Annotated in this window: 8 protein-coding genes; 7 read left to right on the forward strand and 1 reads right to left on the reverse strand. The window is 40.2% G+C overall.

What is annotated here, in order from left to right; translation table 11 throughout:
- The first annotated feature begins 443 nt into the window (after nucleotides 1-443).
- The 4 genes from BR73_RS0110630 (at nucleotide 444) to BR73_RS29620 (ending at nucleotide 7,712) form a co-directional block, all read left to right on the forward strand.
- On the forward strand, nucleotides 444-1,802 hold the full coding sequence (locus BR73_RS0110630; RefSeq protein WP_033165504.1) for a glycoside-pentoside-hexuronide (GPH):cation symporter: 1,359 nt from the start codon (nucleotides 444-446) through the stop codon (nucleotides 1,800-1,802).
- A gap of 16 nt (nucleotides 1,803-1,818) precedes the next feature.
- Complete coding sequence (locus tag BR73_RS0110635) at nucleotides 1,819-4,287, forward strand: glycoside hydrolase family 3 C-terminal domain-containing protein (protein WP_033165505.1); 2,469 nt, start codon at nucleotides 1,819-1,821, stop codon at nucleotides 4,285-4,287.
- A gap of 258 nt (nucleotides 4,288-4,545) precedes the next feature.
- Entirely contained in the window at nucleotides 4,546-6,864 is a 2,319-nt protein-coding gene (locus tag BR73_RS0110640; protein ID WP_033165506.1) for a hypothetical protein, read from the forward strand.
- A gap of 209 nt (nucleotides 6,865-7,073) precedes the next feature.
- Nucleotides 7,074-7,712 (forward strand): CatB-related O-acetyltransferase, encoded by a 639-nt coding sequence (locus BR73_RS29620; RefSeq protein ID WP_033165507.1) that lies wholly within the window; start codon nucleotides 7,074-7,076, stop codon nucleotides 7,710-7,712.
- A 236-nt stretch (nucleotides 7,713-7,948) separates the two neighbouring features.
- Here BR73_RS29620 and BR73_RS0110650 read toward each other — a convergent pair whose 3' ends face one another.
- A complete protein-coding gene (locus tag BR73_RS0110650) occupies nucleotides 7,949-8,665 on the reverse strand; it encodes a GntR family transcriptional regulator (RefSeq protein WP_033165508.1) in 717 nt (238 codons plus the stop codon).
- Nucleotides 8,666-8,831: 166 nt separating this feature from the next.
- Here BR73_RS0110650 and BR73_RS0110655 point away from each other — a divergent pair, with 166 nt between their 5' ends.
- The 3 genes from BR73_RS0110655 (at nucleotide 8,832) to BR73_RS0110665 (ending at nucleotide 12,801) form a co-directional block, all read left to right on the forward strand.
- Nucleotides 8,832-9,821, forward strand: coding sequence for an SIS domain-containing protein (locus tag BR73_RS0110655; RefSeq protein ID WP_033165509.1), 990 nt, complete (start codon nucleotides 8,832-8,834; stop codon nucleotides 9,819-9,821).
- Between the two features lie 549 nt (nucleotides 9,822-10,370).
- The gene (locus BR73_RS0110660; protein ID WP_033165510.1) at nucleotides 10,371-11,690 is read left to right on the forward strand and encodes an anaerobic C4-dicarboxylate transporter family protein; all 1,320 of its coding nucleotides are present in this window, start codon (nucleotides 10,371-10,373) and stop codon (nucleotides 11,688-11,690) included.
- Between the two features lie 121 nt (nucleotides 11,691-11,811).
- Nucleotides 11,812-12,801 carry an SIS domain-containing protein gene (locus BR73_RS0110665; RefSeq protein WP_033165511.1) on the forward strand — a complete coding sequence of 330 codons (990 nt, stop codon included), beginning with the start codon at nucleotides 11,812-11,814 and terminating at the stop codon, nucleotides 12,799-12,801.
- The last annotated feature ends 2 nt before the right edge of the window (nucleotides 12,802-12,803 follow it).

Raw genomic sequence — 12,803 nt, forward strand, 5'->3', positions numbered from 1 at the left:
ATATTATCTATTATCAATACTCAGATGATTCGACTTCTAGTTAGCCATTTTCTATTGAAGAGTTCCTTAATGACACTTAAATGGCAGAAACTGTGACTAGGCAAGATTATACCATGTTTGAGCGCACAGCGTTACATATAGAAAGCCTGACAGCGAGTTTGGTATAATCTTGACTTCCGGGAACAGTTACTGACATTTTAGTGTCATTTGGAACTTTGAACGAGAAATGGCTAACTAGAAGCTGAAATCATCGTCCATTTCCAAAGAAAACCGTCAGACACAATCAATCCCTGAAACATAAAACTAAATGATACACTCATATGTAACCTGATTATAAAAAGGAATTTTTTATGTGTCAAGAAATATTGATATTCTACAGGAAATAATGATATTTTAACAAATATTTCAATGTTATAGTTAAAATAGAATGGAGGGTTTAGCATATGAAGGTATTGAAAAGAGAAAAAATAGCTTATGGGTTAGGAGATCTGGGCAACAATGTGGCATATGGTGCCATTGGTTTTTATCTGGTCTTTTTCCTTACGGATGTTGCGGGACTGTCACCGCTGTGGGCAGGTTATATTTTTATGATAGTGCGTATCTGGAATGCAGTCTGCGACATGATAACGGGTGTTTTATCAGATCATACCCGAACCAGATATGGGCGCAGAAGACCTTATCTTTTATTTGGTGCAGTACCCCTTGCTATTATATTTGCATTGTTATGGCAGGTTTTTTACACTGAGACCATACATATGATTTTGTATTATACTGCTGCAGGTATTTTATTCAGCACCTTGTATTCCCTGGTAGCCATACCTTATAATGCTCTACTGCCTGAGATTTCTCAGGATTATGATGAACGTACAAGCATCTCAGGGTATAAAATGGCTTTTTCCTTTGTTGGTTCCTTACTATCAGCAATGGGAGTCACCCTCATCGTAGATACCCTATACCCCGGAAAAGAGCTGTATAAAACAAGTTTTCCCGTTATGGGACTGGTATTGGCAGTGTTAATTGCAGTAAATATACTGCTGGCATTTGTGGGAACCAAAGAACGGGTGGAAACGGCAGTGCCTAAGAATCAGAGTAATGTGCTAAAGAATCTTAGATCACTTATGAAGTTAAAAGAATTCCGTTTGGTTCTGGGAGTCTTTATCTTTAACATGGTAGGCTTTGATATCATAATGACCTTATATATTTATTTTATTAAGTATGCTTTAAAGATATCAGACAGCATAAGCTATATTTTTATGGCAGTTCCCCTGCTGATTGCCATTGTGGCAACTCCTTTGTGGGTAACCCTCAGCAACAGATTGGGTAAACAAAAGGCATATATCATCTCTGCAATATATTTTCTGTTGCCCCTGATCAGCTGCCTGTTTCTTCCTGCCGGCAATATCCCTCTGGTCATTGCTGTAACTATCCTTATGGGAGGTGGGATTTCAGCCTCTCAGACCTTAACATTTTCTATTCTTCCCGATGTGGTAGAGGTTGACGAATTGCAAAACGGTACCAGAAGAGAAGGCGTTATTTATGGCACCACCATGTTCATGTATAAAATCGGTTCGGCAGTAATTGTTGCAGGAGTGACAGCGGCAATGGGTTTCTTTGGTTATGTTGAAGCCACGGGCAGCAATACCATAGAACAGACTGCAGGAGCAATACTTGGTATACGGATTTTATTTAGTCTGACACCGGCAGCCTGTTTTCTCTTATCAGCAGTTTTTGTAAAGAAACTGTCTTTGGGAAGAGAAGCTTTTGAACGGATAAAGAAATCTATTGCCGGGACTGTGCAGTAAGGGAGGGAAATAACCAATGAACTATGAGGATACGAACTTTAAAGAACAGGCGAAAGCCCTGGTAGCACAGATGACCCTGGAAGAAAAGGCAGGCTTATGCTCCGGTCAGGATTGCTGGACAACAAAACCGATTAAACGATTGGGGTTAGAATCCATCAGTATGATGGATGGTCCGCATGGGCTTCGCAAGCAGATAGGAAAAGGTGATAATCTGGGAATAGGAGACAGTGTTCCGGCAGTATGCTTTCCTACAGCCAGTGCCCTTGCCTGCAGCTTTGACCGGGACCTGCTTCACAGGATCGGTGAAGCAATTGCAGAGGAGTGCCTGGCAGAAGGTGTCTCCTTAATCCTTGGACCGGGGGTTAATCAGAAGCGGAATCCCTTATGCGGCAGGAACTTTGAATATTTCAGTGAGGATCCGGTAGTATCCGGTGAACTTGCAGCCGCAATGATTCAGGGGGTTCAATCCAAAGGCATTGGAACCTCCTTGAAGCACTTTGCCGTAAATAATCAGGAAAAACACCGGATGACCATCAATGCAGTGTTAGATGAGAGGGCATTGCGGGAGATATATTTAAAGGCTTTTCAGATAGCGGTGGAAAAAGGAAAGCCGGATACGGTCATGTGCTCCTATAACCGTGTAAACGGTGAATATGCAAGTGAGAACAAATATCTTTTAGCAGATATTCTGCGAAAGGAATGGGGATTTGACGGGGCTGTCATATCGGATTGGGGAGCTGTCAACGACAGAGTGTCAGGGATAAAAGCAGGCCTTGATCTTGAAATGCCGGGGAATAATGGCTACAACGATAAAAAGGTTGTTAGGGCAGTTAAGGAAGGTGCCTTAACAATGGAGGAACTAAACAGGACAGCTTGTAATATAACAGAGCTTGTATTAAAAGGAATGCATTACAAAGATAAGAGCAGCAGCTGCAGCAGGGAAGAACATCATCAGCTCGCCGTAAAAGCAGCTGAACAGTCAGCTGTGCTGCTAAAGAATGATGAGAGTATTCTTCCCGGCACCTGTAAGCAGAAGATACTGGTTATTGGTGCCTTGGCAAAGAATCCAAGATATCAGGGGGCAGGAAGCTCAAAAATTAATCCCTATAAGCTTGATAATCCATGGGATTCTTTCCTTGAAGCCGGAGTAGACTGCACCTATGCACAAGGCTATAGTGAGAAAATGACCAAAGACAGAAGTATAACTGAGACGGAGAAAGCCTACCGTGACAGACTGTTATCCGATGCCTGTAATCAGGCAAAAGAAAAAGACATTGTATATATCTTTGCAGGTCTTTTAGAAGGATATGAATCGGAAGGTTTTGACCGCAGCAATCTATCAATGCCGGAGGAGCACTGCAGATTAATTGAGGAAGTTTCCAGATATAATTCAAATATCGTAGTTATTCTCCAGGGAGGGGCACCCATGGAACTGCCCTGGCTGTCAAAAGTTAAGGCAGTGCTGCTGGCTTATCTTGGTGGTGAAGGCGGAGGCAGTGCAATTGTTAATCTATTATTGGGAAGAGCAGTTCCCTCAGGAAAGCTTGCAGAAACCTGGCCTGTCCGTCTGGAGGACATTCCCTCAAGCCGTAATTTCCCCGGAGGCAGGCTTACGACTGAGTACCGGGAAAGTATTTATGTAGGATACCGGTATTTTGATACAGCAGGAGTACCGGTGCAGTTTCCATTTGGACACGGGCTTTCCTACAGTAGTTTCACCTACTCGGATATGAAGCTGAGTAAAGAAAACTGTATCTATGGAGATAAAATAACGGTCTCTTTTACTCTTACGAATACCGGAGAACAATCAGCAAGAGAGATTTCATTCTTATTTACCTCACACCATAGTGAGGCAGTATTCCTGCCAAAGAAGGAACTGAGAGATTTTGTAGTAACAGAGCTTGAACCGGGGGAGTCAAAGAACATATCTGTTCTACTGGATACGAAAACCTTTGGTTATTATAATACAATAATAAAGGATTGGTATGCAGAAAGTGGTGAGTATAAGATACTCCTTGGAGGAACCTCAGACAGTATATCTTTGGAAGCAGTAATAGAACTAAAATCTCCTGATGCAGTACAGCCAGATTACCGAAAAAAAGCACTATCTTATTATAGTGTGACAAAGAGGTTTACAGAAATCAGCAAAGAGGAATTTGAAATAATCTACGGAAGGCATATTCCGACGGATTCGATTCAGGCAAAAAGGCCATACCATATGGGAAACACCTTGGAGGACATAAGCGGTACTATACTTGGAAAATTAATTTGCTGGTATTCAAATAAATATGCAAAGGAGGTGTCAAAGGCCGAAGCAGGTCAGGAGGGAATGATGGCAGCAATGATATATGAAATGCCATTTTTTGCAATTGCGGCTTCTGGTGAAGGTGGGATTTCAGAAAATATGCTGGAAGGAATAATTGATATTCTTAACAGGAGATTTTTTAGAGGAATTAGAAAAATGCTGCAAAAAAGAGACATCTAAATTTCTGATCTGAACAGGCATTATACAAACTGATAATTCTCAGAAGATATAGAAAATTCCCGGTAGATGAAGAAGGTTCTCAGATGATACAGATAAATCACAGAATATACAGGTGAATCACAGAATATGCAGGTGAATCACAGAATATGCAGATAAATCTCAGAATAACAATGAATCACAGAATACAGAAAATTCTCGGAAGATAACAGTTCATTCTGGTAACATGGTCAAAACATTCTCAAAACATGGAGGAAAATTATGAAAGCAATAAATAAGTACATAGCTTTTTTAATGGTAATACTGATAGTATATACATCCTTATTCTTTCCTTACTATTCTACGGCATCAGCTGACACAGGGACAGGGCAGAACCAGTACTCCCTAGCCAATAAATACTATAAGGTTAAGTCACTCTCAAACGGAAAATATCTGTCAGGCAATAATGCTGGTTATGAAGCCCAGGCAAATACAGCATCAGAAGGGATTACCTTCTATCTGAAACCTTCTGCACTTGGAGTATACATACTCTATGACAATGACGGTAAGTGGCTCAATATTAATTTCTTTAAAGCCATTATCCGGGATACCAATAGGCAGAACAGTATACAATGGCGGATCGATCCTCAAACCGGCGGAGCATTCAGCCTGTATTCCATCACTGAGAAGAAATATGTTAGCATCTCAGGTACTTCCCTTGTATGGAAAGCTGCAGTTGATAATAGTTGCCTTTTTACTTTTGAGGTCACCCAGGGTACAAAAGCTTTTCCGGAAGCGGATACCAATGTAAATATCTTAAGTTCTGCCGGAAGTGCAATAACGCCGGAGAATGCTCTTTCCCGTCCTGTTGTCGGTGAGAATATCATTGGTTATGCGGATACCCATGCCCACATCAATCATAATCTGGGTTCCGGGCAGGCTACCTTTGCAGGAGAGGCTTTCAATCCCCTGGGAATTGAGCAGGCTTTAGCCGATTGTTCTGGTAACCATGGCAGCGGAGGTATCTTTGACCTGTGGGGAAAACTGGTGGACGGAGCAGGCTCACATGATACCGGTGGATATCCGAATTTTAATTACTGGCCAACCAGTTACTCTACCAATCATCAGCAGACATACTATAAATGGCTGGAGCGTTCCTGGCTGGCGGGACAAAGGGTACTTGTGCAGCAATGTGTTAATAATAAAACTCTGGCACAGATTACCAATGCACTGCCCCCTTATAAAAACGGACCCACTGATGATATGGTCGTTGCAGAACTTCAGATCCAGAATATCTACAGCATGCAGGATTATATCGATGCACAGTGCGGGGGACCGGGAAAAGGCTGGTTTCGCATTGTTGCGGATTCAAAAGAGGCCAGGCAGGTTATCAGTGAAGGAAAGATGGCAGTATTTCTGGCCCTTGAATTAGATACCGTCTTTGGTGTGGATAAGGATTATATTGGTCTGTATGAAGCAGGGCAGATAACCAAAGCAGAATGTGATACAAGGCTTGCAAATATCGAGTCTCAGCTGAATAAATTCTATAACCTGGGAGTACGCAGTATTTTTCCGGTGCATGCTTTAAATAATGGTTTTGCCGGAGCCCAGGTCTATCAGGGTGAATTATTCAGTATCATGAACTATATGCAGACGGGAGATTTCTATCAACCGGAAGTAAGTTCCAATCCCCGTGTATTCTACAAGCAGCCCAAAGCTGATCTCCCCGCTGAGGCACAAGGGCATGCAAATATTCAGGGACTTTCAAGAACCGGTGAATGGTTCATAAAAAAGCTTATAGACAAACGCTTTGTAATTGAAGTGGATCACATGAGTGATAAAACCTTTAATACCACTCTGGACCTTTTATGGGAGGAGAAATACCCTGGTATCATTGCATCTCATACAAGAATTCTCGATATGTTCCAGCCGGAGGATGCAGCCTGGGAGCAGATGGATATTCCAAGGATGATTAAAATCATGCAGCTGGGAGGCATCATTTCACCTATGTTATGGGAAACAATGGATAAACATCAGATCTGTGTATCTGACTATCTTTCCTATATGATAGAGTTAAGTAAGGGAGGAACACCTTCCTACGGAGTCTTAGACAATAGTGAATATCAGACCTACGGAGGACCTTATAAAATACCTACCACCTGGTATAACACCAACGGTGATACATCAGATGACATAATACTTGGAATTCCCTTTGGCAGTGATGTAAATGGAGCATGCATGCTTCCGAACTTTGATAAATTCCCCGGAGTATTTTCAAACGTCAATTATGACGATGGTAGTTTTCAGGCTTTGTACCCGGGGGTTTACAGCCCTGAGGTAGAAAAGGTACTGTTTGGGAGACAAGTGACAGGCAGCAGGACTTTTGATGTCAACGGTAATCGTGGTGTGGCGCACTACGGACTGATTCCGGATTTGCTGAAAAGATTGGAATCCAGACCGGATATTGTCAATCTGGATGCGACCTTTAATTCTGCAGAAGCCTATATCCGGATGTTGGAGCGTGTGGAGGAATATAGTAATATCTATCCCTCCAGGGATCCTGCACAATGGATTACTGTTGACACAGAGTACTGGCATTAGGTTATGATCTGGTCTGGCACAGATTCAGCCCTTGCTCAAGGCTTGCTGTCTGTACATTGATGTCGATATATGAGCAGTAAGTGTGCGAGATGCGGTTTATTGTTGCTAATATTTTCTTACAAAGAAAGCGTAATGAAAATGCAAGGAGCTGGCTGGTGAGCATATATTAGTAGTAAGTGAATCATAGGTATAAAAAACTGGAGGAACAAATGTTACTGCTAAAATCAATTATTTCACCCTTTGCCTCAAAATACCTGCAGGAAAGAAAAAATAACCGTTGGCGGAAAGGTAATAAACATAATTTAACTACCATAAGCTATAACAGTCCAATGAATCTTATTAGCGTTGGTAAGGGCACCTATGGACATATTAATGCTCATTGGTATGGGTCCAATAAAGAACAGCTCAATATTGGAAATTACTGTTCCATAGCCAGTAATGTAAATTTCGTACTTGGCGGTGAGCATAATTATAAACGTGCAACGAACTATCCCTTCCCTGAACTGAAATATCATACCGAATATGATGCAGTCTGTAAGGGACCCATCAATATTGAAGATGATGTATGGATTGGTTATGGAGCAATTATCCTTTCGGGGGTGACCCTTGGAAGAGGCTGTGTTGTAGGAGCCGGGAGCGTGATAGCAAAGGATATACCTCCTTACGCAATCTATGCAGGAAATCGAATCTTAAAATACCGTTTCAATAAGGAAATCATCGATAGGTTATTGGAAATAGATTTTAAGCATGTCAACCTAAAGGATTATGAAAAATACTCCCATTGTGAGATTACGGCAGAGAACGTTAATACAGTTGTTGAGTCGATGAGGTTGAATAGCAGAGGGTGAAACCTTCTTTTAAGGTAAGAAAGCAATGAGTATTGCTGATATGATAATGATAGATTGGACATATGCAGCCAGAAGCATTGACCGGGTCATAGCTGGTATATAATAAAGAGCGAAGCAACTCAGGGAAGACGAGTTGCTTCGCTCTTTGTAAATACTAAAAAATATATAATGGCTAAAAGTATACAGTCGTGAATTTAGAAATTAGCGTTACCTTTGTTTAGAATTAAGTTATGGCACTATATAATTAACTTGAACTTATCACCGATACAGAGCTGCTGCGAAAGATTATATATATTGTTGTTTGTATCCTGTAAAATACTATCGATTCTTAAGAGCGGGTACCCTTTTGTAATATTTAAAGCCTTGGCTTCCTTTGAAGCAGCGAATATAAGATCAAGTGTTTTGGTAGATTGATTGAAAAGTATATTATGTTTAGTCTTAAGAATTTCGTATAAAGAGGTATCGTTGAGATTCTCACTGAATAAAAAGGAAAATGCTTCAGGAAATTTATTCAGCTCTAAAATTACCGGTTTATCATCAGCATACCGTATGCGTTCAAGGACAAGAATTTTTTCGTCTGCCTCCAAATGCATCAATTCCATTTCTTTCGGGGTCGGATCTTCTAACGCAATTTTGATGATTCTTGCTCCTGGTTTAGCTCCCATCAATTTACACATTTCTGTAAAACTGATAACTCCCTTTGATAGTCCTCTCTGAAACTTTTTCTCGGCAACAAAGGTTCCTTTTCCGGATTTTCTGTCCAGATAGCCCATATCAGTTAACTTGGCCAGAGATTTTCGAACGGTTACACGGCTGACCTTGTATTGTTCACTTAATTCGTTTTCGGTTGGAATTCTGCTTCCTGCCGGACGTTCTCCATTTTCAATTTCTTTTAGTAATTTCTCCTCAAGCTGTTTGTATAAGGGTGTTGCAATTGTATTATCTAGTTTCATTTGAACATTCCTTTTTCTTAATATTATTTATACGAGGTATTTACCAATTATTATAATACATTTGTGCAATATTGTATATATCAAAAAATACAAGTTGACAATATGTATTATAATGTATTAATATATTGACAAGACATTAAAAACAAAATTAAAGGAGAATAGAACAATGGAATACAAAAGTACAGATATTAAGAAAATCATAGAGGAGATTTTAGAACAGAAGAAAGACAAAGGCGGAGTCAAATCCCTGTATTTTGTCGGCTGTGGAGGCTCCTTAGGCGCGCTTTATCCTGCTAAGACATTTATGGAAAGAGAGAGTGCAGGTATTAAGTCTGCCTGGATAAACAGCAATGAATTTGTTCATAGTATGCCTAAAGATTTTGGAGAGAATTCTATCATTTGTCTTGCTTGTCATAAAGGCAATACACCGGAAACAATTCGTGCAGCAGCCCTTGGAAAAGAAGTGGGAGCAACTGTTATTATTCTGACCTGGTTACAGGAATCTGAAATCGTACAATATGGTGATTATATTGTGTGTTATGCCTTTGGAGAAGAAAAAGATATAGCGGGAGAAAAAACTATATGCGGACTGCTTGTTGCTGTTGAACTGCTGAATCAGACCGAAGGGTATGAACACTACGATAAATTCCAGCAGGGTATCGGTATGATTGACCATATCGTAAAAAATGCATGCAAACATGTGGAAAAGTCTGCTCTGGTATTTGCAGAAGACCACAAAGACGACAAGGTGATCTACACGATGGCCAGTGGTGCGGGATATGGCGCAGCATATATGGAAAGTATCTGCATCTTCATGGAAATGCAGTGGATCAATTCAAACAGCATTCACAGCGGTGAATATTTTCATGGCCCCTTCGAAATAACAGATGCTAATATTCCCTTTGTAATTCAAATCTCAGAAGGCTCTACCCGTGCCTTGGATGAGCGTGCGCTGAAGTTTTTAAAAACATATGCAAAACGTATCGAAATTCTGGATGCGAAGGATCTTGGGCTATCCGTAATCGATTCTTCTGTAGTGGATTACTTCAATCATTCGTTATTTAATAATGTATATCCTGTATATAATCAGGCATTGGCAATCCTGCGTGAGCATCCGCTGAGTACCCGCCGTTATATGTGGAAAGTGGAATACTAATATTAGTCTCTGGCAAATATTGAATTTTTTGAGCGGTGTCTATTAGACACCGCTTTTTGTGCTGCAGGTATTTTGCGCTGCAGGTATTCTGTGCTGCGGTATTCTGTGCTGCGGTATTCTGTGCTGTGGTATTCTGTGCTACAGATATTTTTGTGTTGCAGATTTTTCTGCGTTTGAAAATATCACAATAAAATAAAGCGGGATTAAAGCGAATATTCAGAGATAATTCGTGAAAAGTATATATGAATCACTAATTGGAGGCAATAATGTGAAAGAAATGGCTGCTAAAATTACCCAAAATGTATTGTAATGTATTATAACTATAAAAAGTAGATAAAAAATCAAAAAAGAATGCGTGGTTTTAGGATAAAATGATTAATGCCTATTGACATAATTGATTAATGAATGTATTATTGTATTAAATACAAAGCAATACATTTAGATACAAATAGTAAAAAATAAAAATATGGTTGCTTTCGTATTGTAAAAGTTAAAGATGTGCGCACCATCTTTAGAAACTAAATATTACTCATTTGAGGAGGTTAATTTATGTTCTGGGTAGAGTTGATTATTGTTCTGGCTATAATTTTCTGGGGCGTTCGCAGGGGAGGAACTTTCCTGGCTATGGCAGGTGGTGTTGGCATGTTGATAATGACTTTTGTTTTACGTGTAAAACCATCAGATCCGCCAATTACAGTTATTTTAATTATGATTGCAGTAATTTGTGCAGCTTCAACCATGCAGGCTTGTGGGGGGCTGGAGTTTATGGTTAAGATAGCGGAAAAGATTCTTCGCAGGAATCCACAAATGATAACTGTTTTGGCACCTGTTGTATCTTATTTATTTACATTTATGTGTGGCACCGGTCATATTGTGTACAGTTTGCTTCCGGTTATCAATGAAATATCCATAGAGACTGGTGTTCGTCCGGAACGTCCAATATCTGCGGCAATCGTTTCTTCACAGCAAGCAATCACAGCATGCCCTATCGCAGCAGCAACCGTTGCAATACTTGCTTTTATGGCAGAGTCCTCTTATACATCAGTAAACCTGTTCACATTATTACTTGTATGTGTTCCTGCGACGTTGATAGGTACAATTGCCGCTGCATTTTTTGTTATAAAAAAGGGCAAAGAGTTAGTAGATGACCCAGAGTTTCAGGCTCGTGTTGCTGCAGGACTTATTGAGGATTTTTCAAAGAAAACAGTGATAGAAAAACCTGCTACAAAAAATGCAAAGATATCCGTAACTATTTTCTTAACTGCAATGGTAGTAATTGTTTTGTTAGGGGCATTCAATTCCTTTATTCCTAAATTTGCTGATGATTCTGTATTGCCCATGACTTCTGTAATTGAAATTTTTATGCTTGTAGCCGCTGCAATTATGGTTATTGCCTGCAAGCTTGATAGTGATAAGATTTTAGATCAGCCGGTTTTTCGCACAGGTATGTTTGCAGTTGTTTTAGCATTTGGTTTTTGCTGGTTAGTAAATACGTTTATTGGAGATCAGGCTTCCTTTATTACTGAGAACATGTCTGCTTTGACTAACAAATATCCATGGATCTACATAATTGCCGTATTTATTGTTGGTGCTATTACAACAAGCCAGTCATCCACAACAATGATTATGGTTCCCATTGGTATTGCGTTAGGACTTCCTGCTAATATAATTGTTGCGGGTTGGATTGCTTGCTCTTCGAATTATTTTATTCCTGCATCAGGCCAGTGTGTTGCTGCACTTGCATTTGACTCTGCAGGTACCACTAAGATCGGAAAATTCGTTTTGAATCATAGCTATATGGTTCCCGGTTTGGTTTGCACAGTTGTTTCTGTTTTGGCTGCGATTGGCCTTGGAGCAATTGTGTTCTAATAACGACTGTCGATTAGCTTACTCTGATTGCAGCTGATGGCATTGAATGATATTTTCATTGGCTTCGGCTGCGGTCCGGGAAATCAGAAATATAAACAAAACATAAAAGGAGAGTGAAACAATGGAATACAAGAGTACAGACATTAAGAAGATTATTGAGGAAATTCTAGAACAGAAGAAAGACAAAGGTGGATTAAAATCCCTTTATTTCGTTGGATGCGGTGGTTCATTAGGGGCGCTTTATCCTGCAAAGACATTTATGGAAAGAGAGTGTGCAGGTATTAAGTCTGCCTGGATAAACAGCAATGAATTTGTTCACAGTATGCCAAAGGATTTTGGAGAGAATTCTATCATCTGCCTTGCCTGCCATAAAGGAAATACGCCGGAAACAATCCGTGCAGCAGCACTTGGCAAAGAAGCAGGTGCAACTGTTATAATCCTGACCTGGTTACAGGAATCTGAAATCATCCAGTACGGTGATTATATTGTTCGTTATGCTTTTGGTGAGGATAAAGATATAGCAGGAGAAAAGACCATATGTGGATTGCTTGTTGCAGTTGAACTGCTGAATCAGACGAAAGGGTATGAAAACTACGGTAACTTCCTGCAAGGTGTTGGCATGATCGATCGTATCGTAAAAAATGCATGCAAACATGTAGAGAAACGTGCACTGGTATTTGCAGAAAACCACAAAGACGATGATGTAATCTACACAATGGCCAGTGGCGCCGGATATGGTGCGGCATATATGGAAAGTATCTGTATCTTCATGGAAATGCAGTGGATTAATTCAAACAGCATTCACAGCGGTGAGTATTTTCATGGTCCCTTCGAAATAACAGATGCAAATATCCCCTTTGTAATACAGATTTCAGAAGGACCAACCCGTCCATTGGATGAGAGGGCATTGAAGTTTTTAACTACCTATGCGAAGCGTATCGAAGTTCTGGATGCGAAGGAGCTCGGACTTTCCACGATTGATTCCTCTGTTGTTGATTACTTTAACCATTCGTTGTTCAACAATGTATATCCGGTTTATAACCAGGCACTTGCAATGGTGCGTGAGCATCCGCTGAGTACCCGTCGTTATATGTGGAAGGTTGAGTATTAATT

The organism is Clostridium sp. KNHs205, assembly GCF_000702945.1.
In the GTDB taxonomy this organism is placed as follows: Bacteria; Bacillota; Clostridia; order Lachnospirales; family Lachnospiraceae; genus Anaerocolumna.

Excerpts from the sequence above, each read along its gene's own strand:
- BR73_RS0110635 (WP_033165505.1), top strand. The coding sequence starts at position 1,819 with ATGAACTATGAGGATACGAACTTTAAAGAACAGGCGAAAGCCCTGGTA.
- BR73_RS0110655 (WP_033165509.1), top strand. The coding sequence starts at position 8,832 with ATGGAATACAAAAGTACAGATATTAAGAAAATCATAGAGGAGATTTTA.
- BR73_RS0110640 (WP_033165506.1), top strand. The coding sequence starts at position 4,546 with ATGAAAGCAATAAATAAGTACATAGCTTTTTTAATGGTAATACTGATA.
- BR73_RS0110665 (WP_033165511.1), top strand. The coding sequence starts at position 11,812 with ATGGAATACAAGAGTACAGACATTAAGAAGATTATTGAGGAAATTCTA.
- BR73_RS29620 (WP_033165507.1), top strand. The coding sequence starts at position 7,074 with ATGTTACTGCTAAAATCAATTATTTCACCCTTTGCCTCAAAATACCTG.
- BR73_RS0110650 (WP_033165508.1), bottom strand. The coding sequence starts at position 8,665 with ATGAAACTAGATAATACAATTGCAACACCCTTATACAAACAGCTTGAG.
- BR73_RS0110630 (WP_033165504.1), top strand. The coding sequence starts at position 444 with ATGAAGGTATTGAAAAGAGAAAAAATAGCTTATGGGTTAGGAGATCTG.
- BR73_RS0110660 (WP_033165510.1), top strand. The coding sequence starts at position 10,371 with ATGTTCTGGGTAGAGTTGATTATTGTTCTGGCTATAATTTTCTGGGGC.